Source organism: Pseudomonas sp. 11/12A, from assembly GCF_000800055.1.
Lineage (GTDB): Bacteria > Pseudomonadota > Gammaproteobacteria > Pseudomonadales > Pseudomonadaceae > Aquipseudomonas > Aquipseudomonas mohnii.
In genome coordinates this window covers 6,240,069-6,263,935 of the sequence record NZ_JUGV01000001.1, presented here as the reverse complement: position 1 = coordinate 6,263,935, position 23,867 = coordinate 6,240,069, and the positions used below count along the sequence as shown (strand labels likewise).

The 23,867-nt window shown below is 60.6% G+C and carries 19 protein-coding genes and 2 pseudogenes; 8 read left to right on the top strand and 13 right to left on the bottom strand.

Annotated elements, in window-relative coordinates:
* Positions 1–13: 13 nt before the first annotated feature.
* The 3 genes from GQ39_RS28565 to GQ39_RS28555 all read right to left on the bottom strand — a co-directional run bounded on the left by GQ39_RS28565 (position 14) and on the right by GQ39_RS28555 (position 7,438).
* Complete coding sequence (locus GQ39_RS28565) at positions 14–3,652, bottom strand: tetratricopeptide repeat protein (RefSeq protein ID WP_047537232.1); 3,639 nt, start codon at positions 3,650–3,652, stop codon at positions 14–16.
* Entirely contained in the window at positions 3,630–6,443 is a 2,814-nt protein-coding gene (locus GQ39_RS28560) for a bifunctional glycoside hydrolase 114/ polysaccharide deacetylase family protein (RefSeq protein ID WP_047537229.1), read from the bottom strand. Before GQ39_RS28560 ends, GQ39_RS28565 begins: the two co-directional genes overlap by 23 nt.
* Positions 6,444–6,505: 62 nt before the next feature.
* Positions 6,506–7,438 carry an NAD-dependent epimerase/dehydratase family protein gene (locus tag GQ39_RS28555; RefSeq protein WP_047537227.1) on the bottom strand — a complete coding sequence of 311 codons (933 nt, stop codon included), beginning with the start codon at positions 7,436–7,438 and terminating at the stop codon, positions 6,506–6,508.
* Between the two features lie 443 nt (positions 7,439–7,881).
* Between GQ39_RS28555 and rimJ the strand changes: the two genes are divergently transcribed.
* Both rimJ and GQ39_RS28545 read left to right on the top strand, forming a co-directional pair.
* Positions 7,882–8,469, top strand: coding sequence for a ribosomal protein S5-alanine N-acetyltransferase (gene rimJ / locus GQ39_RS28550; protein ID WP_047537224.1), 588 nt, complete (start codon positions 7,882–7,884; stop codon positions 8,467–8,469).
* Positions 8,470–8,552: 83 nt separating this feature from the next.
* Positions 8,553–9,992, top strand: a complete 1,440-nt coding sequence (locus GQ39_RS28545) for an ArnT family glycosyltransferase (protein ID WP_047537221.1) — start codon at positions 8,553–8,555, stop codon at positions 9,990–9,992.
* Between the two features lie 51 nt (positions 9,993–10,043).
* Here the strand turns inward: GQ39_RS28545 and GQ39_RS28540 are convergent, their stop codons facing one another.
* Both GQ39_RS28540 and GQ39_RS28535 read right to left on the bottom strand, forming a co-directional pair.
* Entirely contained in the window at positions 10,044–10,874 is an 831-nt protein-coding gene (locus tag GQ39_RS28540) for a phosphatase PAP2 family protein (protein ID WP_047537218.1), read from the bottom strand.
* A 26-nt stretch (positions 10,875–10,900) separates the two neighbouring features.
* Positions 10,901–11,572, bottom strand: coding sequence for a histidine phosphatase family protein (locus tag GQ39_RS28535; protein WP_047537215.1), 672 nt, complete (start codon positions 11,570–11,572; stop codon positions 10,901–10,903).
* A 19-nt stretch (positions 11,573–11,591) separates the two neighbouring features.
* On the opposite strand from GQ39_RS28535, the pseudogene GQ39_RS33940 reads away from it, so the two are divergent.
* A pseudogene (locus GQ39_RS33940) lies at positions 11,592–12,878 on the top strand (methyl-accepting chemotaxis protein); the annotation flags it as partial.
* 42 nt (positions 12,879–12,920) lie between these two features.
* Entirely contained in the window at positions 12,921–13,784 is an 864-nt protein-coding gene (locus GQ39_RS33935; RefSeq protein ID WP_442961755.1) for a methyl-accepting chemotaxis protein, read from the top strand.
* A 119-nt stretch (positions 13,785–13,903) separates the two neighbouring features.
* Here GQ39_RS33935 and GQ39_RS28525 read toward each other — a convergent pair whose 3' ends face one another.
* The 7 genes and pseudogenes from GQ39_RS28525 to GQ39_RS28500 form a co-directional block, all read right to left on the bottom strand.
* Entirely contained in the window at positions 13,904–14,272 is a 369-nt protein-coding gene (locus GQ39_RS28525) for a glyoxalase superfamily protein (protein WP_047537209.1), read from the bottom strand.
* Positions 14,273–14,390: 118 nt separating this feature from the next.
* Positions 14,391–15,848, bottom strand: a complete 1,458-nt coding sequence (locus tag GQ39_RS28520; RefSeq protein ID WP_047537208.1) for an N-acyl-D-amino-acid deacylase family protein — start codon at positions 15,846–15,848, stop codon at positions 14,391–14,393.
* A gap of 1 nt (position 15,849) precedes the next feature.
* Positions 15,850–15,930, bottom strand: a pseudogene (locus GQ39_RS32740) (MurR/RpiR family transcriptional regulator); the annotation flags it as partial.
* A gap of 34 nt (positions 15,931–15,964) precedes the next feature.
* Positions 15,965–17,410 carry a SulP family inorganic anion transporter gene (locus tag GQ39_RS28515; RefSeq protein WP_047537206.1) on the bottom strand — a complete coding sequence of 482 codons (1,446 nt, stop codon included), beginning with the start codon at positions 17,408–17,410 and terminating at the stop codon, positions 15,965–15,967.
* 198 nt (positions 17,411–17,608) lie between these two features.
* Positions 17,609–18,502, bottom strand: coding sequence for an NAD-dependent epimerase/dehydratase family protein (locus GQ39_RS28510; RefSeq protein ID WP_047537203.1), 894 nt, complete (start codon positions 18,500–18,502; stop codon positions 17,609–17,611).
* 103 nt (positions 18,503–18,605) lie between these two features.
* Complete coding sequence (locus GQ39_RS28505) at positions 18,606–19,517, bottom strand: LysR family transcriptional regulator (protein WP_047537201.1); 912 nt, start codon at positions 19,515–19,517, stop codon at positions 18,606–18,608.
* A 70-nt stretch (positions 19,518–19,587) separates the two neighbouring features.
* Positions 19,588–20,178, bottom strand: coding sequence for an NAD(P)H-dependent oxidoreductase (locus GQ39_RS28500; protein ID WP_047537199.1), 591 nt, complete (start codon positions 20,176–20,178; stop codon positions 19,588–19,590).
* A 162-nt stretch (positions 20,179–20,340) separates the two neighbouring features.
* Between GQ39_RS28500 and GQ39_RS28495 the strand changes: the two genes are divergently transcribed.
* Entirely contained in the window at positions 20,341–20,655 is a 315-nt protein-coding gene (locus tag GQ39_RS28495; RefSeq protein ID WP_047537197.1) for a putative quinol monooxygenase, read from the top strand.
* Here GQ39_RS28495 and GQ39_RS28490 read toward each other — a convergent pair.
* On the bottom strand, positions 20,645–21,409 hold the full coding sequence (locus GQ39_RS28490; RefSeq protein WP_047537194.1) for a sulfite exporter TauE/SafE family protein: 765 nt from the start codon (positions 21,407–21,409) through the stop codon (positions 20,645–20,647). The genes GQ39_RS28495 and GQ39_RS28490 overlap by 11 nt on opposite strands.
* A gap of 471 nt (positions 21,410–21,880) precedes the next feature.
* On the opposite strand from GQ39_RS28490, the gene GQ39_RS28485 reads away from it, so the two are divergent.
* From GQ39_RS28485 to GQ39_RS28475, 3 genes are all read left to right on the top strand, one after another.
* Positions 21,881–22,765: a LysR substrate-binding domain-containing protein gene (locus GQ39_RS28485; RefSeq protein ID WP_047537191.1), complete on the top strand. Its 885-nt coding sequence runs from the start codon at positions 21,881–21,883 to the stop codon at positions 22,763–22,765.
* A 46-nt stretch (positions 22,766–22,811) separates the two neighbouring features.
* Positions 22,812–23,387, top strand: a complete 576-nt coding sequence (locus GQ39_RS28480; RefSeq protein ID WP_047537188.1) for an NAD(P)H-dependent oxidoreductase — start codon at positions 22,812–22,814, stop codon at positions 23,385–23,387.
* A 63-nt stretch (positions 23,388–23,450) separates the two neighbouring features.
* Positions 23,451–23,822 (top strand): MerR family transcriptional regulator, encoded by a 372-nt coding sequence (locus tag GQ39_RS28475; RefSeq protein WP_047537185.1) that lies wholly within the window; start codon positions 23,451–23,453, stop codon positions 23,820–23,822.
* Positions 23,823–23,867: the final 45 nt, after the last annotated feature.

Genomic DNA, 23,867 nt, shown 5'->3' with positions numbered 1-23,867 from the left:
GAAAATTCCATGATCAGCGTCCGAAACGCACGCCGTAGCTCACACCCAGTGTTCCGCCTGACTTGCCATCCCCGCCCTGTGGCGCGGATTGGTAGCCGAAGGTCAGGGCCAGTTCGTCATCACCCAGCACTTCAACGCCAATCCCGGTGTTGATGCCGTAGTTGAAGGTTTGATCCGTCCATTGCCAGCCTGCCGTCAGGTCCACCAGCCAGGTGTATTGCGGCTTGGTCCGTACCAGTGCGCCGGGCAGACCACGACGCCAGGAACTGCCGAAATACAGTTGGCCGTAGCGGCTTTGCAGCAGGTCGCTGGCGGTGACGGTTTCGATGTCCAGAGGATTGATCGGATCAGGCAAACCCGTATCAGGGTCGAACGTCTGCACGGGCGCTGCTCTGATGACCGGGCCACCAAAGTTACTGGACAGGTAATTCAGCGACTTATCCTTGACCTGGTTTTTCTGATAGTCGACACCGCTGCGCACGGTCCAGTTGGGACCGGCGAATTCCAGCGTGTGGTTGAGTTCCATTTTCAGCGCGTGACCATTGCCGAGGTCGTCACCGGCACGGGTGGAAAACGACCGCTGTGCGACCTCCCAACTGAACTGATCGCGAGCGGTCAGGCTGTGACGTCCCCCGAGGAACACCCGATCCTGCTGACCGAAAGCACGCATCAGGCCGCTGTCTTCGCTCTTGCGATGCCAGTCGACGCCGGTCTCCAGTTCATCACTCACGTCCAACTGCCAGGTCCGGGAAAGGCCCAGGCCATTGCGGTCGTCGTCCTTGCGCTGGCTGGTGTCGGCGAACAGTTTGTAGCTGCCGTTTTCCACCGAACGTTGCAAGGTCAGCGCAGCGTTATGCTCTTCGCCGATTCTCGATGGCTCGATCTCGTCGCCACTGTAGTCGCCCTGTTCCAGCTCAAGATCGGCGTACCATTGATCACCCAGGTTGTGCGCAATTTCCAGGCGCGGCGCCTTGAACGCGAGACCGCCGAAATCCTGGTCATGCCACGACAACTGCGCGCCTTGCGGCGTGCGTTCGTGGATTTCCACGGCCTGACGACGCAGTTGTTCGCGCACCGCTTGCGGCTGCTCGTCGCCGAGCGCCGTCAGGCTGGTGTCGAGGGCTTCGTTCAGCCGGCCCAGACGACTGAGGGCCTGCGCGCGTTGCGCCGGGTTCAGATCGTTACTGGCCAACAGCGTTTCGACCTGTTCGTTGTTACGGCTACGCAGCGCTTGCTGAATCTGCTCATAACGCTCGACCTTCAAGCCCTGACCGCGCGCCCAGTCCAGCCATTGGTCCTTTTGCGAGTCCTGGTTGGTCGCATCCAGACGCGCCAGTAACCGTTCGAACCACAATTGCAGCATCGCCGGCGAGCCGTCCTTCCACTTCAGCAATTCGTGCTGGGCCTTTTTCGGCGAGTAACTGCTGGCCATCAAACGCAACCAGATGCCATAGCGCCCGGACGATGGCTGGACATTGTCCACCTCGGGGCTGCGCAGCAACTTCAGGCGCAGGCGCTGGGCCGCATCCTGATAGCCGGCGCTCTCCAGCGCATCGGCGTAGGCCGCTTGCACCAGCCAATCCTGCGGACTGGTCTTGAGGTACATCCGATACCAGGCCAGCGCTTCGCTATCGCGACCGAGCATCTGGCTGGCACTGGCGAACGGTAGCCACAAAATCCGGTCTTCACGTGCCCGGGCTTTCCATTGGGTCAGCAACGGCTTGAGTTCGGCGGTATTGCCCTGATCGACGTAGAGCCACATCAAGCGCTCGCGAAACAGGTTGTCCTCGGGGAATCGCGCCAGTCCTTCCTGATACAGGCGCTGCGCCTCTTCGGGCTGGTCTTTGTGCACGGCCAGTGCGCCGCGCACGGCCAACACTTGAGCCTGCCCGTAAGCGGCCGGGTATTGCTCGGCATCCTTGAGCAACGCCTCCACTTGTGACCAGTCCTGCAGTTCCTCGGCTTGCTGCAACGCTTCGACCAGGCGCTGCGGGTCATGGCTGCGCTGCCAACCGCCGACCATCAACTGCAAGGCGCGCCGGGGATTGCTGGTGCGATAAAGGGTGATCAATTGACTCTCGTCGCCGCTGTTGAGCGAGCCCTTGAGCGCCAGCATTTTTTCCAGGGACACCTGCAGTTCATCGTCCAGTTCCAGGTCCCAGGCCAGCGCGGCACGGGATCGCCAGTAATTCGGATCGGTGATTTTGCGGTTATCGACCTGCAACACCTGCCATGCGGCTTTGTTATCAAACAGCTTCAGGTAGGTATCGACCCAATCGACCCGTTCGGTGGTGGTCAGGGCAAAGCGTTTCGAGTAGTCCTTGTAGACCTTGGCCTTGGACGCGTACTGCCCGGTGTTTTCCAGGTTTTGCAGCAGACGCGTCCAGGCCAGACGATGCTGGGGGTACTTGCGCAAGTAAGTGTGCAGCCAGGCCTCAGCCTGTTGCGGCGTGCCCCGGGATTCGTGGCCGTAGATCAGCGCGTCCAGCTCGATGTCGGTCAGCGGCCGTTGCTCCATGATCTCGGCGAGCAATGGAATCGAGCGGTCGAAGTCGAACTGCTGACTCGCCAGGCGCCAGGCGTGCTCACGGGTTTGCGCGTCTTCGCGCAATTTCAGCAGGCGAATCCAGTAGTCGAGGGCCGTCTCGGTTTCGCCGCTCCACTCGCCGAGCTGAGCCATTTGCTCCAGTAATTGCGGGTCTTCAGGATGTTCGAGCAGCAGTTGCTGACCGCTTTTCCAGGCGCCCGGCAAATCGCCGAGTGCCAGGCGCATGCTGAAATCCTTTTGCAGGATTTGCGGATCGTCAGGTTGCAAGACGCGCCATTGTTGCAGGAAGCGTTGCGCCAGATCGAAGCGTTTGCTCGCGATCGCCACATCGACGCCCTGCTGCACCCAAGCCGTATCGGTTTGTGGATTGATCAGCCCGTCGACTTCATCGGCGAGCACCTGCACGGCCTGGTCGCCCTGCCCGGAGGCCAGGAGGCTGTTGAACGCCAGTTGCGCGTATTCACGGCGCTCGGCCGCCTGTTCGGTGGCCTTTTTCAGTTCCAGGTAAATCTCGGCGGCACGTCCCGGTTGCTCGCCAGCCAGGTACCACTGCGCGGCAGACTTGAGGGCATCGCTTCGCTGCTGCGGATCACGCGCGGCGATCTCTTCATAGACGCTGGCGGCAAAGGCTGGCGCCTGCAAGTTCAACGCGAGCTTGGCCAGGCTTTGCAATTGCGGCAGCGGCAACAGGTGATGATCGAAACTTTTCAAGCGTTCGACCAACGCCTGCTGCGTGATCAGATCGCTGCCCTTGGCCGCTTCCAGCGCATCCAGTTCAAGCCGGTAATAGGCCTGCAATTCCCGGTTCGGCTTGGGCCAGTTCTCCAGATGCTGACGGGCCTTGGTGTAATCGCCGAGACGGATCAACAGATCGATCAGTTGCAGGCGCAGGTGATCGTCTTCGGGGTGGGCCGTCAGCAGCAGCTCGGCATAGTTGGCCGAGACGGCATCCGGTTCACGGCCATCGGGCTGGAACACTTCTTCGCGCTGGAACGTCGCCCACAGCAGGCCACCCACGGTGACCGCCACCACCGCCAATGCCCATGGATTGAGCAGGCGACTGCCTTTAGTGACTGAGGCGTTAGTTGCAGAGGAGCTGACCATTACTCACCTGCTTCATCGGTAATTGAAAAGTCCACAGGCCGGCGGACGCCTTGCCTGTAAAACGCTGTCCATCCACTTCGACCCGGCAGGCGCTCGCCGAGCGCACCGAGAAGCTCAGGTCGACTTGACCGGCAAACGAAAAGCTCACGCGTTGGTCATCCAGGTAACGCCAGTCCAGCAACGGCAAATTGGCTTCTTCAAGGGCCGGGCGTGGATCCCGGTCAGGGCGCAACACCAGCAATGCACGGTCACTGCTCAAGTGCACGTAGCGTCCCTGAGGCACATCACGCACCCCCGCAATACCTTGGGAACGCCGCAGATCCGGCCACCCCATTTGCGGATCAAGGCGCACGGTGCGCAACGCATCCATGCCGCGAATCTGCCAGTCGCCCTCGGCGGTGCGCGCCAGACTGGCCTGATACAGACCGTGCAGGCGATCAAGGTAATCGCTCATCCACAGCGACATCGGCTGCTGTTCGCGCATGTAGCCGTAGATCTCGTTCATCGCTTTGATCGAGGCCTGCTTGGTGCTCGAATAGAAGTGGTAATAGAGGTGCAGGCCGCGCAGGCGTCGCGGGCTGTCGGTCAGCTCAAAGGTGTCAATCACATCGCGAAAACCGTAATACGGTCCTTTCCAGAGATTGGTGTAGAGGTTTTCATTGATGATCGGCGCGTAGTACTGCAGACCGCCCGAGGTCGGTCGCAACAGCGGGTTCAGACCGGTCAGCGACGGGTTGGCCTTGGTCAGCATGGTCTCGGCGCCGTTGACGTTTTTCAGGCCCGCGTCATAGGCCAGTTTGATCGTGGCCGCCGACGGCAAGGCGTCGCCCGGCCAGAAGACCAGCTTCACCGGTTTTTCCGGGGTCGTCAGTTGTTGATTGATGTAGTCACGCGAACCAAAAATCTCGCGGCGGAAATCCAGTTTGTCGTAATTCGGAATGGCCATTTTCAAGCCATATTCCGGATTGAAGCCTTCGCGTTTCTGCGCCACTTCCGGCTGCATGAAAAACGGATGGCTAAAGGTGTGCGTCGCCACTTCGACTTTCGGGTTGGCGAACAACTCGCGAGCGATGGGCTCCAGCTCGCGGGCCAGGAACGGAAACATTCCGCGCGGGGAAATCTCGCCCTCGACGATCGACACCGAGGTCAGGAACGGGTTGGGCCGGATGAAATCATCCAACACCTGTTTGCCCGCATAAGGCGTGCCACGCACCTCGGCGCGCGAGGGAAAGCCGTCGCCATCGATGTGCACCGTGGCGATGCGCCGCCCGTTTTCGGTGGTGGTGTCCGGCCGTGGCTGCACCGGCAGCCGCAGGCTGGCCTGGAGAAACGCGAACGGATCGAGAATCCAGCGACTGCGCTCGTTATTGGTCTCCAGGATGTACGGCGCGAGTGCCAGACCGCCCCAACTGGCTACCGCGACAGGGGTAAACGTTTGGCCGCCTTCGCCAGTCAACAGCAACGATGCTTTAGGACCATTGGGCAGCACAGACACCGCACTCAGGTCACGGGATCGCGGCTGCACCGGTGCTTCGAACGCCCCGAGCAGCGACTTGTCCTGATAGGTGATCGTCAGCGCTTGAGTGGCCGGAGGTGCCCGGCGTTCAAGGCCCAGGCGCTTGAGCAGCAGCTTGTCTTCAACCGGCAGACCGGCGAAAAATACCAGCGGCACCTGTTCGTCCAGACGCTTGCCCAGCCAGCGATTGAACGCCGGACTGTCCTGCGGCGGGCCGCTGGTCATCCAGGTAATGATGCCCGCATACAAACCGCTGAAACGGTGCTCCGGCAGCGTTTCGTCAGCCGCCAGATAGTCGACCCGATAGCCCAGGTATTCGAGCAGACCGCCCAACAGCGTGTGCCCGGCGTTGCGAATCACATCGCCTTCGCGCGGGTCGTAAATCAAGGCGATGCGACGTGGCTGGACTTCAATGCTGCTGATGCCCATCGAGTCCAGATCGGGGGTGCCAATGTACGGAATGAAACCTTCTTCACGCAGACGCTTGGCCAGCTTGCGCGCTTCCTCGCGGCGCTCTGGCGGCAAGTAGTCGATGGCCACCAGCGCAATGCCTTTGGCGCGCAAGGGTTGCAGCTGGGTTTCCAGCCACTGGCGGTCAGCTTCGGGCACCGGACGATACCGTTTGGCGGACGCGTCCCAACCGGCATGGATGGACTCGACGGCCACGGCGGCTGCCACGCCATCAAGCTCTGCCAGCACTTCAAAACCGCGATTGAAAAACAGCTTCAGGTCCGGCTGACGCTGGTGCAGCTCCCGCAGGAAACTGGCCAGGGCATGGCGTTGCGCTTCTTGCTCCGCTTGCGGCATCAACTGGAAGCTGTCGAGCGTGTCGAGGAACAGCCCGGCGTAACCTTCGGCTTGCAATGCCTTGGCGCGGCTGAACAAATGCTCACGCCAGGCCGGCGCGGCGAGGTCCATGACCTGGCTGTCCCAGGCGCCGTTGCGAATCGGGCTGACGGCTTTGCCCAGGCCGGCCTTGTCGATGGCCGCCTTGTTACCGCTGAATTCACCGACGGACAGGTAGGCAAACGGCTGGCTGCCCAACTTGCGCAGGGTTTTGACGTCCCCCGCCGACACATGCCCCGGCTCGACCACCGACCAGTCGAACTGGGCCAGCTCGGAGATCGGCGGCTCGTCGGCATACCAAAAGGTCACGCTGGAGGGTGGCGCCAATGCGGCAGCCTGTACGGCAGGGCCACTGACACACAATGCCAGAGCAGCTAACAGTCGCTTGGCGACCGAGCGGACACGCGTCCTGCGAAAAACGATTTCCATAACTCACTCTTGAAATGACTGAACCGTTACCGCTTGAACATCGGGCAGTAAAACCGGCCGAATCAAAGACTGCGGATAAGTTGCGCTAGACCATTGCCGATGGACGTCGGTTCCGGAAGATTGAAGCGTGCGAGCAGGCGCGCATTGTTGGCGCGCGAATGGCGAATATCGCCCTGACGTGGCGCCAGGTAATTCACCGTCAAGGGGTTGCCTGTGGCCGCGCCCAGTTCAGCGATCAAATCATTGAGGCTGGTGGAGCGGCTCAAGCCGATGTTCACCGCACCGGATTGCGGTTCGCTCGCCTCCACCGCCTGGAGCAGGATGCTCACCAGGTCCAGGACGTAGACGAAGTCGCGGGTCTGCTCACCGTCACCGAAAATCGAAACCGGCTGCCGGTTCATCGCCCGCTCGGTGAAAATGCTGATCACACCGGAGTACGGCGAAGACGGATCCTGGCGCGGGCCAAAGATGTTGAAGAATCTCAGGATCACCGGTTCCAGGCCGTGTTCGCGACGATAGAAATCCAGGTAATACTCGCTGGCCAGTTTGTCGCTGGCATAAGGCGTTAGTGGCGACTTGGCGGTGTTTTCATCAATGGCCGAACCTTCGCCATTGTTGCCATAGATGGCCGCGCTGGAGGCGAACACGACACGCTTGATCCCGGCCTTCAACATGTTTTCACAGACGTTGAGCGTGCCGACAAAATTGCTTTGATGGGTGCTGACCGGATCGTCCACCGACGCTTGAACGGAGGCCACGGCGGCCAGGTGAACTACCGCGCTGCAATCACGCATGGCCTGACCCACCGTAGCGCTGTCGGCGACATCACCGACGACCAGGTTCAGGTTGGCATTATCCATTGGCAAGTTACTGACTTTGCCGGAGGACAGGTTATCCAGTACACGCACTTTGTAACCTTTCGCCAGCAACGCTTCCACCAGGTGTGATCCGATGAAACCAGCACCGCCAGTAACGAGTATTCGCTCCACAAACATGAAAATTCTTCCTGAAAAATCAAGCGGATACTTGGATTTGAAGTCCGCCAACGGTTTGAGCTCGCGCCATCACAGTCGCGAATGCCCCGTGAAACTTGCCAGTCGCGAGTGACATTTTTATGGCGGTAGGCCATCAAAACGCCGCCGATAATGGGAGATCGGTCGACGACTGTCAATAGACCGTCTATTTTTCTCATAACCCTCAAAACAATAGAAAAACAGCCATTTTTTTGACGACATTTATCCAGATTTCGTGCCGGATCACTTGTACGGCCTTGGGGGGAGCGCCAACCCTCTGACAGATGAACTTTTCTTCACCCCATCGATTGGCCGCAACCTGTACATTTTTCTCGCTCATTCAAGAAACTACGGTTTGCCCGCCCTCCCGCGGGCTTTTTTTTGCCTGTAAATTGTGGGTCGTCCACCGTAACCTCGAGCGCCCGATGACGATCCTCACCCTCCCCTGCAAACGCCTGACGCTGGCCATCCTCAGCCCCAGCCAGGCTGCGCTGGAAAGCGACTTCTACCAGCGCAATCAGGCACACCTCGCCCCCTGGTCACCGGTTCGCCCCGACGACTACTACCGTCCGGAAAAAATCCGCTCGCGCCTGGCGCAACAGGCCTTTGCCTTCGAAGACGGCTACGCGGTGCACTTTGCAGTGCTGGATCGCGACGGCCAGCAGATGATCGGCGCATGCAATTTCAGCGGCATCATTCGCGGGGCATTTGAGGCGTGTTACCTCGGCTATCACATCGACCAATCCCACCAGGGCCAGGGTTTGATGCATGAAGCCCTGCAAGCGGGCATCCGTTACATGTTCGAGACAATGAACCTGCACCGGATCATGGCCAACTACATCCCCGACAACGAGCGCAGCGCCCGGTTGCTGGAGCGCCTGGGTTTCGAGCGCGAAGGCTATGCCAAGGCGTACCTGAACATCGGCGGGCGCTGGCAGGATCATGTGCTGACGGCGCTGGTCAGCAAGGTCTACGAAGACCCTGATCAATGCTGGTCAAGACAGCTTTCCTAGGCTTTCACACCTCGTTCACGTTTTGTTAAGGATTCGCTTCGTATGCTCGGGATTCGTACTCCCTCCCCGGTCCCCGAACGCCTATGTCGCGCTCCACTTCCTCACTGTTATTGCTTGCCGTGCTGCTGTTTTTCTTCGCCCTGGGCAATCACCAGCTGCAAGGCTCCACCGAGGCGCGGGTCGCCGGCATTGCCATGGAAATGCACCTGGACAACGACTGGGTAACCCCTCGCCTGTTCGGCGAACCCTTCCTGGAAAAACCGCCCCTGAGCCTGTGGCTCGACGCCGGAGCCATCGGCGCGTTCGGCAGCACGCCGTGGGCGGTGCGGCTGACCTCGGCCTGTGCCGGGTTGTTCAGCGTGATGCTGTTGTTCGCGATGCTGCGGCGCTTCGGCCGGCCAACAACCCTCGCCTGGACCGCCGCATTGCTGTTGGCGACCATGGCCAGCTATTGGAGCAACGTGCGTGGCGTCGGCGAAGACGCGTTGCTCGCCCTCGGTGTGACGCTGACGCTACTGGCGTTCTTCCAGGGGCACCGACAATCGAGCCTGAGCAATGCGCTGTTGTTCGCCCTGGGAATCGCCATCGCCACCTTGAGCAAAGGCATCCTGGGGCTGGCGATGCCGGGGGTGGTGATCTTCGCCTTTTTGCTGGCCGAAAGCCTGATGGACAAGCGCCTGCACCTGGCGCACTGGCTTCGTCCATGGCTGCTGACGCTGCTGGGATTGCTGCCACTGATGATCTGGCTGGCGCTGCTGTATCAGCGCGGCGGCATCCAGGCAGTGACGGAACTGCTGTTGACCAACAGCGTCGGACGCTTCAGTGGCTCCTTCGTGGAAGCCGGTCATTTCGAACCGATCTACTACTACCTGGCCAAACTGCCCGAGGCATTTTTGCCCTGGAACATTCTGGTGTATCTGGGGCTGTGGCATTTCCGCAAAAGCCTGATGGCCAACCGTTACCTGTTGTTCTTTACCCTGTGGATACTGGCCCAGTTCGTCATGCTGACGTTGGCGTCGAGTAAACGCACGGTGTACCTGATGTCGATGACACCGGCAGCGGCCGTCATCGCCGCCGAGTACGCGAGCGTCCTGTACGCAAAACTGAAGGCCCGGCAAGACGTCTCGCCCCTGGCGAGCAGCATTCTCCGGCATCGTCGCAGCGTGGCGGTTGGCACGCTGTCCGTGGTAATCGCCAGCTACCTCGCCGCGGCACAATGGGCGCTCCCCCACGCCGATCGCACATTGTCGTTCCTGCCGCTGACCGAGCAGATCCGGGCCCTGCAGGCCAACGGTCAGCAAGTCGCGCTGTATCAGGCCAACGAACGACTGGGCGGCGCCAGCGTGTTCTACACCCACCGCGTGCTCAAAGGACTGGATACCGAGGCGCAGCTGCATGAGTTCCTGACCGCGTCGCCTTCCAACGTGGCGGTCATGGGCGCCGATGCAGAACCGCCCGCGCCATTGAAAGTGCTCAAATCCATGACGGTCGGGAAACAGCATTACTACTTTGTCGGACAATAAAAAACCCGTGATCCCTGGGGATCACGGGTTTTTCGTATCCGGCGCCTGAAGTTAACTGGCCGTTTGAGCCTGCGCTACAGCTACCCGCCGCTCGTGCTTTTGCAGAACCGGCTGATCCAGCCGCACCCGGCCGTAAAACGCCAGCGCCGTCAGCAAACACGCCAGCCACACGAAGATCCCGGCCCAGAAGGTGTGGGACATGTAGTGCCAGCCTTGCAGAACACGCGTGGTGCCGTAGACGAAACCCAGCAGCAGCGAACCGTACATCACCGCTTTGGAAAAGCGCCAGCGGTAGCGACGTGCCACGAAATACAACGCCAGCATGGTGAAACCACCCGAGGCATGGCCGCCTGGCCAGCAACGGCCATCGCCTGCTTCCCTGAACAGCTGGAAGTTCTGGTACCACTCGATGTGGGCGATTTTTCCACCGTAAAGCGTCGTTTCAATCGGGCAGTACACGCTGGTATGCGACTTGAGGAAATGGATCACTCCCGTGCAAATCGCGAACGCAAATACCACAAACAGAAAATCCCGACGATGGTCCCTGGCAAACCGAAGCACAGGGGCGGCTTTGGTCCGCTCCAGAAAGTTGCCCAGGCGCGGATGTTTTTGCGGGGTGACCAATGGCCAGACAAACGACAGGATCGCGCCGATCAACGCAATTTCAGCAGTCCAGTTGGGAATGATCCGCGCCCACTTGTGGGTGAGCTTCTCAAAGAAGTGAACCTGGTCGATGGGGAAGGTTTGGGTAATCGGATCAAAGAACAGATTGCTGAACGCGATGTCGATTGACGTCATGTCGAACATCAGGAAAACCACGGCGGCGCAGGCCAGCGGAATACCGAAATTCAACCAGTAGAAACGGTGGGAAGTACTCTGCATCGTGCGTCCTGATCAAAAAGATGAATTCATTTGCTCGTCACCGATTGCCAGTCCGAGGCGTCGATGAACCCTAGCATGCGAGGTGTCTGTGGCGTTTCGGCGGAAATGAACAACGAAGCGCCGTAGCCCGGAGTGGAGCCTGACAACTTGAGGTCTTTCTCGAGCTGCTCCATGCATTCGCTGTGGGTCACCAGGATCAGGTTGCGTCCGGCCACTTTATGCGCCAAAGCGTCGCGCAGCATAGTGCCCTTGCAACTGATCAGCCAGTCCTCACCGGTGCCAACCTTGTTGAACATGTAGGCCGCTGTCTGTGCTGTACGCAGCATCGGGCTGTTGTAGATGTCGGCCTTGCTCAGCCCCAGCTGCTCGAAGTGCTGACCGACTTCCACCGCGACGCTACGCGAACGTTCGGTAATGCCATCGTTGCCCACCAGACAGGCGGCGCTGGAGTGATCACAACGCTCGACATGACGTACCAGCACGATCATGTCGCCCTTGGCCCAACCGGCCAGCAATGCCTGAAAGCCGGCCACATTACCATGGGCCAGGTCCGGCACGGCGGCAGGCCGCAGAAGAAAAAGGATCAGGGGTACCACCAGCAACGCCGAGGCCAGCACCACGATTGCGTTGCGATAACGGGCAAATCGGCTCAGGTCGATCGAGCGTTTTACTCCGAACAGAGTCAGTCTCAATTCCATATCTAGTCGCCTCGCCGGCATGCACCATTATTTTTATGCGGCGAGGTTAGAGAGGCAGGCGTCGACTGCAGGTGAAACCCATGTGAAAAAAAGCTTAAGAAATGGCGCTGTCCGACGCACGGTCGGCCCATACACAAAGTGCAACACTTTCGCGCAAAAGCCATTTCAAAAAACGTTTCAGCTCCAGGAATCGCTGCCGATACACCCTGCTTACATAGCTTGGTGGCTCCCAAAAACAACAATCTTCCAGCCAACCACGATCAAGAAGCACTGCGTTACTGGAGGAATTTTCATGAATAGCTGGTTCGGCAACATCAGCGTGAACCTGAAACTGGGCCTGGGCTTTGGCCTGGTTCTGGCACTGACTTGCGTCCTCGCCTTGACCGGCTGGACCAGCCTGGGCAGTTTGATTGACCGCAGCAACTGGATGAGCGACATCACCCAGCTCAACGCCAGCCTGACCAAGCTGCGCGTGGCGCGCCTGCAATACATGCTGACCAACGGCGACGAAGCCACCGCCCAGAATGTGCAGACCACCCTCGAAGCCTTTTCCGCTCAACAACAAGCGTTGCTGGTGAAGTTCAAGAGCCCGGAAAACCTCGAGCTGCTCAATGAGCAAGGCACCGTCATCGACGCCTACAAGACGTCCCTGAACAAAATGCGCGGCGCCTACCGTGCCGGCAGCAGCGCCCGCGATGCCATGACCGCCAATGCTGAAACGGCCAACACGCTGATCAACGATCTCAATAACCGCGTGCAACAACTGCCGCCGGGCGATCAGCGCTTCGAACAGTTCCAGGCCATCACCGCCGCCAAGGAAGCCTTCTTGCTGGCCCGCTACGAAGTACGCGGCTACACCGCGACCACCAACGCCGAAACCGAGCAAAAGGCCGTCGCCCAACTGGACGCCGCCATTGCCAGCCTGAAACAGCTCAACGCGCATTTCGCCGACGTTCAGCCAGACGCCCTGCAGCGACTGGAAACCGCGCTGGGCAACTACCGTAGCGCCTTGCAGGCTTACAAAACCGCAAACGGTGACGTGGTGCAGGCACGCAAGGAAATGACTGACGAGGGTGCCGCCATCGTCAGCCTGAGCGATGCGCTGTATCAGATTCAACTCGACCGCCGTGACGCCGAAAGCGACAACGCCCGCACCCTGCAACTGGTCAGCACATTGCTGGCATTGTTGGTGGGCATCATTGCCGCCGTCGTCATTACCCGACAGATTACCGGCCCGCTGCGCGACACCCTGGCCGTGGTCGATCGCATCGCCAGCGGCGACTTGTCCCATGATGTCCAGGTGACGCGCCGCGACGAACTCGGTGTATTGCAACAAGGCATCGCGCGCATGGGCGTGACCCTGCGCGACCTGATCAGTGGCATCCGCGACGGCGTCACCCAGATCGCCAGCGCTGCCGAAGAATTATCGGCCGTGACCGAACAAACCAGCGCCGGGGTCAACAGCCAGAAAGTCGAAACCGATCAGGTCGCCACCGCCATGCACGAAATGACCGCCACCGTGCAGGAAGTCGCGCGCAATGCCGAGCAGGCCTCGCAAGCGGCAGCCGCCGCGGACGGTGAAGCTCGCGAAGGTGAAAAAGTGGTGGCCGAAGCGATCGACCAGATCGAACGCCTGGCCAGCGAAGTGGTGCGATCCACCGAAGCCATGGGCGTGCTGCAACAGGAAAGCGACAAGATCGGCAGCGTCATGGACGTGATCAAGGCCGTGGCCGAACAGACCAACCTGCTGGCGCTCAACGCGGCCATTGAAGCGGCGCGCGCCGGTGAAGCCGGACGTGGTTTCGCCGTGGTGGCCGACGAAGTCCGCGGCCTGGCCCAGCGTACGCAAAAATCCACCGAAGAAATCGAAAGCCTGGTGGCGGGTCTGCAGAACGGCACCCAACAAGTGGCAATGGTGATGAACAACAGTCGCGTCCTGACCGACAGCAGCGTGGCCCTGACCCGCAAGGCCGGCGCTTCACTGGAAAACATCACCCGCACGGTGTCCAACATCCAGTCGATGAACCAGCAGATCGCAGCCGCCGCCGAACAGCAAAGCGCGGTGGCCGAAGAGATCAGCCGCAGCATCATCAACGTGCGCGACGTCTCCGAACAGACCGCTGCGGCCAGCGACGAAACCGCAGCGTCCAGTGTTGAACTGGCGCGGTTGGGCAATCAGCTGCAAGCGATGGTGAGCCACTTCCGGGTCTGACGCTGGATCAGCGCTGAACCACAGATCCCATCGCGGGCAAGCCCGCTCCCACAGGTTCAGTGAGTACCCTGCGGGAGCGGGCTTGCCCGCGATGGCGATCTGATTGTCACCGCACATGCTCACACACTGATCGCATTGGTAAACACCAACCGATTGCCGAACGGATCGGCGATGGTCATGTCCTGGCTGCCCCACGGCATCGCCTGGATCTGCGGGTGAGCGAAGGGGTATTGCTTGGCCAGCAATTGTTGCTGGAGCGCTTCCAGTTCATCGGTCTCGATGCGCAGGGCCGAGCCCGGCGTGCTGTCACCCTGGTGTTCGGACAAATGCAGCACGCATTCACCGTGGGAAACCTGCAGGTACAACGGGGAGTCGGGTTCGAAACGATGCTGCCAATCGATCTTGAACCCGAGGAAGTCGACGTAGAACTCAACGGCCTTGATTTCATCGAAGATCCGCAGGATCGGGGTGGTTTTGCCCAAGCTCATCGCGTTGCTCCCAGACGGAAATGGCCCGGCGTGTAGACGGGCTGTACCTCAGCAATTCGGCTTGGTCATGGCATTCTTTAATCTCAATGTGCCACTACTGTGATGCAACGCCCAAACCTCACTCAAACCCGTCTCGCAAATCCCCTTCCCGCGCCAGAAACCGCCCTGCCCTGCGCCCGTTCGCCTGACCGTCGCAGTAACTCAGAACCCCGTTGACCCACACGCCGTCGATGCCTTCGGCCGCCCGTTGCGGATCATTGAAGTCCGCCACGTCGCGAATAGTCGCCGGGTCGAACAACACCAGGTCGGCCCAATGTCCTTCGCGGATCTCGCCCCGCGCCTTCAAACCGAATCGCGCCGCTGAGAGCCCGGTCATTTTGTGCACGGCGGTGTGCAGCGCAAACAGTCCTGCGTCACGGCTGAAATGTCCGAGCACCCGAGGGAACGCGCCCCACAAACGAGGATGGGGAAACGGGTCTTCCGGCAAACCGTCGGAGCCGACCATCGACAGCGGATGCGCGAGGATTCTGCGTACGTCCGCCTCGTCCATCCCGTAATACACCGCACCGGCCGGTTGCAGTTGGCGGGCGGCATCGAGCAACGACAGGTTCCACTCGGCAGCGATGTCCATCAGGTCGCGGCCGCCCATCTCCGGATGCGGCGTCGACCAGGTGATGGTGATGCGATGGGCGTCGGTGACTTGTTTGAGGTCCAGGGTCGAAGAGCTCGCCGCATAGGGATAGCAATCGCAGCCCACCGGGTGGGTTTGCGCGGCACGCTCAAGGGATTCCAGCAGCTGCGGGCTGCGGCCCCAGTTACCGGCGCCAGCGCATTTGAGGTGGGAAATGATCACCGGGACTTTCGCATGACGGCCAATCCGGAACGCCTCGTCCATGGCCTCCAGTACCGGTTCGAACTCGCTGCGCAAGTGGGTGGTGTAGACGGCGCCGAAAGCTGTCAGCTCTTCGGTCAGTTGCATGACTTCGTCCGTGGACGCCGAAAACGCGCTGGCATAAGCCAGGCCCGTGGACAGTCCCAGCGCACCGGCCTCCAGGCTCTCGCGCAGCTGTTCGCGCATCGCGGCAATTTCGCCGGCCGTGGCGGTGCGATACAGATCGTCGAGATGGTTGCTGCGCAGTGCGGTGTGGCCCACCAACGCGGCGACGTTCAGCGTCGTGTTCGCCGCTTCGACCGCCGCGCGGTAATCGCTGAACGTCGGATAAACAAAGGCGGCGCGGCTGCCCAGCAGGTTCATCGGGTCCGGCGGATCGCTGCGCAAACTCACCGGCGAAGCACTGATGCCGCAGTTGCCGACGATCACCGTGGTCACGCCCTGGCTGAGCTTGGGCAGCATTTGCGGCTGGCGGATCACCACGGTGTCGTCATGGGTGTGCACGTCGATGAAACCCGGCGCCAGCACGCGACCGGCGGCGTCGATCTCCTCGGTGGCGCGGGCGTCGTGCAGGTCGCCGATGCGCTCGATGCGACCGTTCAGTATCGCCAGGTCGGCGGGGTAGCCGGGGCTGTTACTGCCATCGATGATCAGCGCGTTGCGAATCAGCGTGTCGTACATCATCTCAGTCTCCCAACGGCAAGTGATCATCGCCGCCGCGGTAATCGTCCAGGGCGAGTTTGACCCGCCGCAGACGTTCTTGATGGTGGACTTTCATCGCACCTGCCACGGGCGGGACCTCAGTCGTGCTGCACGCGCGCCCGCTTGAGCAGCTTCTTGCAGCGTTCGGACAAGTGCAACACCCGCAGGTGCTTCCCAGCCTTTTCATAGCGCTCGCGCAATGTCTTGAGCGCGGCGACGGCCGAGTAATCGACGAAGCTCAGGTGGCGACAATCGAGGGTCACCACGGAAGGGTCATTGGCAGGATCGAACTGATTGAGAAAGGGTGCGGTCGAGGCGAAGAACAGCGTGCCATGCAGCAGGTACAGCTTGCTGCCGTCGGCTTCGACGTGAGTGTCGGCATACAACTCACGGGCTTGCTGCCAGGCGAAGTTGAGGGCCGCGATGATGATGCCGCACAGCACGGCCGTCGCCAGATCGGTGAACACCGTGATCACCGTCACTGCGATGATCACCAGCACATCATTGAGCGGCACCTTGTTCAGCACCCGCAGCGAGGCCCAGGCAAAGGTCTGCTGCGACACCACGAACATCACCCCGACCAAAGCTGCCAGCGGAATGCGCTCGATCAGCGGCGACAGAAACAGAATGAACAGCAAGATCGCCACCCCGGCGACCACACCGGACAAGCGACCACGACCACCGGAACTGAGGTTGATCACGGTCTGGCCGATCATCGCGCAACCACCCATGCCGCCAAACAGGCCGGACACCACGTTGGCCGCGCCCAACGCCACGCATTCGCGATCGGGGTAGCCGCGGCTCTCGGTGATTTCATCGGTGAGGTTCAGGGTCAGCAGGGTTTCCAGCAAACCGACCAGCGCCATCAGGATCGCGTAGGGCGCGATGATGCGCAGGGTTTCCAGGTTCCAGGGAAGGTCCGGCAGGGCAAATGTCGGCAGGCCACCGGCGATGTGCGCCATGTCGCCCAGGGTTCGGGTCGGCAGGCCGAGCAGGTAAACCGCCAGGCCAACGCCCAGAATCGCCACCAACGCTGGCGGGACCGTGCGGGTCAGGCGCGGCAATACATAGACAATCGCCATCGTCACCGCGACCAGGCCGATCATCATGTACAGCGGCGCACCGCTCAACCAGGCCTCACCGCTTTTGAAGTGCTCCAGTTGCGCCAGGGCAATGATGATCGCCAGGCCGTTGACGAAGCCGAGCATCACCGGGTGCGGCACCATCCGCACCAGTTTGCCCAGCCGCAGCAGCCCGAACGCCAGCATGACCAGGCCACCGAGCAACACCGTGGCCAGCAAGTACTGCACGCCGTGCTGCACCACCAGCGCAACAATCACCACCGCCATCGAACCCGCAGCCCCGGAAACCATGCCCGGCCGACCACCGAACAGCGCGGTCAGGGTGCAAATGATGAACGCGCCATACAGGCCCATCAGCGGGTTGAGGTGGGCCACCAGCGCGAAGGCGATGCATTCGGGCAGCAAGGCGAAAGACGTGGTGAGGCCGGCCAGGGCATCGGCGCGTAGATGTTTTGGTTTCATGGGGACCGCATGCAGGGAGTCGCAAGAAAGAGTTTGCGGATGTTACGGAATCGAGGGGGGCCCGGCCAGTTTATGCGACTTCGAAAATGCTATCGCGAGCAGGCTCACTCCCATAGTGAACCGCATTCTCCATACCGGCGCGGTCTAATGTGGGAGCGAGCCTGCTCGCGATGAACGATGACGCGGTCCAGCGCGAACTCACACCATCTCGTTAAGAATCCATTCAACCACCGACGTACGCTTCGGCACCCAGCCCAGCAACTCCCGCGCATGCTTGCCGCGAACCCGGCTGTTGGAGCCCAGGCCATAGTTGGCCATTTCATAACCCCATTCGGCTTCGGCGTCTTTCAGCGCCCAGTCTTGCGGCTTGCCCAGTTTCAACGCCTCGGCCATCGCCGTGGTCATGTCGATGAACGACGCTTCGCCGCTTTCGACAAAGTAGAACGTGCCGGGGACGTTTTTGCTCAGCGCCAGCAGGTACAGGGCCACCACGTCTTCGATGTGCACGTTGGACCAGATGTTCTGACCGGTCCCGACGTGGCGCACCACGCCACTTTTACGCGCCTGTTTCAGTAAACGCGGCAACTGCACGCTGTCGCGATGGACGCCCAGGCTGTGGCCGTAGATCAGGGTGTTGCAGATGACCGCCGAATTCACGCCGTCCCTGGCCGCCGCCAGGATCAGGTTGTCGATGGCCACCCGTGCAGCCTTGTCGACGGTCGGTTCCGGCAGGTTGTCTTCGTAGTAGATGACATCGCTGGACTTTCCGCCCGACGCATCGCCGACGATGCTCGAACCGCTGGTGTGCAGGAATACCTTGTTGGAACCGCGCAGGGCGTCTAGCAGGGCTTGCACCGCACCGCGATGGTCACTGCTGGCGGCGTTGATCACCGCGTCGGCGGCGCGGGCCTGATCGGCCAATAGTGCGCTGTCGTCAAGAGTGCCGATGACCGGGGTGATGCCCAGCGCTGTCAGTTCATCCGCTTGTTCGGCGCTGCGCACCAGACCGGTGACCCGGTGACCGGCGCGGATCAGGCCCGTGGCGATCGAGCCGCCGATGAAGCCGGCGGCGCCGGTGACGAATACATTCATGGAGGAACTCCCTGCGTTGATAAGTGATGCACCGAGTATCAAGCAGCGATCCCTGACGAAAAATCCCTGCCGGGCCAATTCACTCTTGCGCAGGAGTCACGAATCAGTCGCTGAAATCATCGGCTGCGTACAGCGCCAATTTGCTCTGGATGAAATCCAGGAAACATTGAATTCGCAGGGCCAGTTGCGAGTTGCGGTAATACACCGCGTTGATCGGCTGGCGATAACCACTGTTGAACTCGGCCAGCAAGACTTTCAAGCGTCCGGCGCGGATGTCGTCGATGGTCATGTAATGCGACAGACTGGCGATACCCTGCCCTTCCAGCGCCAGATGACGAATGGTTTCGCCGCTGGAGGCACTGAGCGAGGCCTGGATTGGCCAGCGGTCACCGTGCACGTAGCGCAGCGGCCATTGGTTGAGGCCTTCGTTCTGGGTGAATCCCAACAAGGTGTGGGCGGCGAGGTCGGCCACGGCGGTGGGTGTACCGTGCTTTTCCAGGTACGCCGGGCTGGCGACGATGTGCAGCGGACTGCAACCCAGGGAGCGGGCATGCAGGGTCGAGTCGGCCAGGGTGCCGATGCGGATGGCGATGTCGGTGCTCTGTTCGAGCAGGTCGATGATCAGATCGTTGCTGTTGAGTTCCAGTTGAATGTCCGGATAGAGCCGACGGAACTCATCGATGTAGGGCACGATCGCGTGCAGCATGAATGGCGATGCGGCGTTGATGCGCAAACGCCCGGACGGCGTTTGCTGGCGCGAGGACAGGCGCTCTTCGAGTTCGTCCATCTGATCGAGAATCAGCTTGGCCTGTTCGAAGAAATACTTGCCCTCCTCGGTCAGGTCCATGCGCCGCGTCGTGCGGTTGATCAACGTGGTATCAAGCTTGGCCTCCAGCCGCGACAGCGTGCGGCTGACCGCCGAAGGCGTTTGCCCAACCTGTTCGGCCGCCGCAGAAATCGACCCGCACTCAATCACGCAGACGAAAATCTGCAATTCATCGGATCTGGCTTTCACGTGTGTTCCTTATCGATAGTCCTGCACAGGTCTGCTGTGTTCTGCCCCAGCTATCGATAGTAGCGGAGCCTCAAGCCTTCAGGCCAAACACCTCAATCAAATGCTGCTCGTAGCGCACCACATCGGCTTCGATGTTCGGGCGTTTCATCACGTCAACACAGAGGAATGTCGGCAATCCGGTCATGCCGAGGAATTCGTTGGCCTTGTGGAAAGGAAAGTACACCGCGTCCACGCCTTTGCCTTCAAAGAAGTCGGTCGGGTCGTCAAAGGCTTGCTGCGGTGCGTTCCAGGTGAGGGACAGCATGTACTGTTTGCCCTGGATCAAGCCGCCGCTGCCGTACTTCTGCGATGCGTCGGAACGGGTACGACCGTCGCTGGCATAGAGACTGCCATGGCCTTCGGTGAACACTTCATCGATGTACTTCTTCACGGTCCACGGCGCGCCCATCCACCAGCCGGGCATCTGGTAAATGATCACGTCGGCCCAGAGGAACTTGGCGACTTCTTCCGCGATGTCGTAGCCCTCGTCGATGAACGTGGTTTTGACATCCACGCCACCACGGTCCAGCACGCTCAATGCGGTTTCGTGGAGGGTGGTGTTGTAGCGGCCATCGGAGTGGGCGAATTTTTTGCCGCCATTGAGCAACAGGACTTTTTTCATGAGGGATCTCGGAAAGGGTCAGAAATGGATGGCGGCAGCGTACCGATTCGCCTCGCGTGGAATAAGCGCCTTCATCGCAAAATTCATTTGACCCACAAGCACGAATCGACGGCTGATTGTTGACTTAGACTGATGCCCATTCTGACTTGAGGAGCATTTTCGATGAGTGAACTGCAAGGCTTCATCCTGCACGCCAAGACCCGCCCGGAAAAATCCGACGCCTTCGAAGCTTTTTTCAGCGGCTATGTAGAAGCCAGTCGCGCCGAACCCGGTTGCATCGAGTACCACATGCTGCGCGACAAACAGGACCCGACCCTGTTCATCTTCTACGAGATCTGGCAGTCCCAGGCCCACCTCGACGTGCACTCTAATCTGCCGCACATGAAACAGTTCCTCGATCAACGCGACGAATACCTGGAGCGGGATTTCGAGATCCGCGCCATCGACATGATCAGCCCGTCGTCCGCTAGCCGCTGATCAACAAGTGGCCGCCGAGCACGCCGAGGCCGATGAAGAACACGCGCTTGAACAACGCGGCGCTGATCCGTTGGCGCAGCGATTGCCCCAGCCACATGCCGAGCACTGCCGGGATCAGCGCCAGCAAGGACGCGCTCAACTCGCCGCCACCGAGCGCGCCACGCCATAACAAGCCACCCGCCAGGGCGAGTGTCGACACGGTAAACGACAGGCCCAGCGCCTGTACCAGTTCATCCTTGCTCAAGCCCAGCGCTTGCAGATACGGCACCGCCGGGATCACAAACACACCGGTGGCCGAGGTGATGACGCCCGTCAGTCCACCGCACAGTGGACCGAGCCAAGGTTCGCTGCGGGCACCCGCGCGCAAGGTCGGCAGAAACAACCCGCTCAACGCATAGAGCAACAGCGCCGCCCCCAATCCCCGCACCACCCAGTGCCCGCCAGCCATGCCGATCCAGACAGTGCCGGCCCCGGTGCCGATGAAAATCGCCAGCAGCATCGGCCAGAGTCGTTTGATCAAACCGCGCAAATGTCCGCCGAATGCCAATTGCCAGACGTTGGTCAGCGTCGCGGGAATGATCAACAGCGCAGCAGCCTGTGACGGGGCCATAGCCAGACCGAGCAAGCCCATGGCGATGGTCGGCAGACCCAGGCCGATCACACCCTTGATCGTGCCGGCCAGCAGAAAGGTCGCCATGACCAGTAATGTCAGGGTGAAACCGAGATGTTGGTAAAACGAGGCAAGTGTATTCATGGGGCCATGGTGAGCCCGCCGTGGTCGCTTGAAAATCTGCCATATACTGAGGCTGCCTCTCTTTAAACAAGAGGCTGAGAAATGAGGCGCAACGACTGACGCCATCGCGAGCAAGCTCGCTCCCACAGTGGACCTGTGAAATGACACAAATCCCCTGTGGGAGCGGGCCTGCCCGCGATGGTCGTTAACGATAACGCGTGTTTACTGGTTAAACGCGGCGCTCTTAAGTCCATCGCGAGCAGGCTCGCTCCTACAGTGGACCTGTGAAATGACACAAATCCCTTGTGGGAGCGGGCCTGCCCGCGATGGTCGTTAACGATAACGCGTGTTTACTGGTTAAACGCGGCGCTCTTAAGTCCATCGCGAGCAGGCTCGCTCCTACATGAGACTTGCGAACGACACCAATCCCTTGTGGGAGTGGGTCTGCTCGCGATGGGTCCCCTTCAGACAACAGATAGCCAAAGGCTGACGATGCACTTCGACCTGACCGACCTGCGCCTGTACCTGAATATCCTCGACAGCGGCAACATCACCGCCGGTGCCGCGCGCAGTCACCTGTCCCTGGCGGCGGCGAGCGCACGAATCCGTGCCATGGAAGCATCAATCGGCGTTGATTTTCTCGAGCGTGGCCGGCGTGGCGTCACTCCCACGCCGGCGGGAAAAGCGCTGGCGCAGCACGCCCGGCTCTTGCTGCAACACGCCGAACGCATGCAGCAGGACCTCGCCGAATACGCCAATGGCGTCAAAGGTCAGGTGCGGCTGTTGTGCAACACCACGGCGCTCACCGAGTACCTGCCGGAACTGCTCGCGGACTTTCTGCGCGAACATCCCAACCTGGACATCGACCTGCAGGAACTGCCCAGCGCCCGCATCACCCATGCCTTGCGTCAGGGCGCGGCCGACCTCGGTATCGTCTCCGATGCCGTGGACACCGACAACCTGCAGACCCAGCCGTTTCGTGACGATCCCCTGGGGTTGATCGTGCCCCGTCATCACCCTCTGGCCGACACCCGGTCGATCGCCTTCAGCGAAACGCTGCACCACGATTACGTTGGATTGAACGCCAACAGCGCGTTGGCGGTGTACCTCGAAGAGCAAGCGCTGCATCTCGGCGCGCGCTTGCAGATCCGCATCCGCGCGGATGGTTTCGATGGCGTGATGCGCATGGTCGCTCGCGGCGCGGGACTGGCGATTGTGCCGTTGGCGGCGGTCGAACGCTGGCCGGGGGAAGCCCCTTTCAACTGCATCGCCCTGCAGGAACCCTGGGCCCGACGCACGCTCCAGCTCTGCGCCAGGGATTTCGCGACACTGCCCGGTTATGCCAAGGCCTTGCTGCATGCCTTGACTCTCCCCTGAGGGGCAGACTTTACCCTTGAGGCTTTCAACTTCAAGGACAGCGGCAATGGGCAAACGAATGCTGGTGATTCTGGGTCATCCGTCGAGCAACAGTTTTTGCGCCGCCATCGCCGAGCGCTACACGCAATCGGCGCTGCAAGCCGGGCATGAGGTGCGCCAATTGCTTCTCGGGAAACTGGACTTCGATCCCATCCTGCGCGAAGGCTATCAACAGGTTCAACCACTGGAAGCGGACTTGCGCCAGGCACAGAAAGATATTTTGTGGGCCGAGCATCTGACGCTGGTCTATCCGATCTGGTGGGGCGGGATTCCAGCCTTGCTCAAGGGCTTTTTCGATCGCGTTTTGCTGCCCGGTTTCGCCTTCAAGTACCGCGAAGGCAAGGCCTTTCCCGACAAACTGCTGCACGGTCGCAGCGCCCATTTGCTGGTAACCATGGATACGCCACCCTGGTACTACCGCTGGATCTATCGCATGCCGGGGCTGCACGAGGTCCGCAAAACCACACTGGAGTTTTGCGGTATCAAGCCCACCAAGACCCTCACGTTCGGGCCGATTCTCGGGGCCAGCGCAGCGCAACGGCAGACCTGGCTCGAACAGGTGCATGCTATCGCCGCTCATTGAATGTCCCGGATAATGCGCAGGGCCTGCGGGCGCATTGTTCGGGACATTTAAAAAGGGACTTTCATGTACATAGGTCAAGCCGCGCGACTCTCGGGAAGCACCGTCAAAAGCATCCGCCACTATGAAGCCATCGGCTTGTTGCCCCCCGCGCAACGCCAGGGAAAGTACCGCACTTACTCGCAGCAACACGTCGAGTTGCTGATGTTCATCAAGTGCGCCCAACAGCTGGGCTTCAGGCTCAAGGAAATGCAGGCGATGTTCGAACAGCACCGGGGCGAGGCCTTTCCATGGGCACTTGCGCGAGTCGCCATCGCCGACAAAAAACGCGAGCTGATGGACAACATCGACGCCCTCCAACAACGCCACCGGGCGCTGGAGGACTTAGAGGCGAGCTTGCAGAATGCTCAGGAACAGTGCCGGCTCGACAGTCTTTGATAACCATCGGCCGGCATCAGGGCTTCGAAAGACTTACGCGGACGG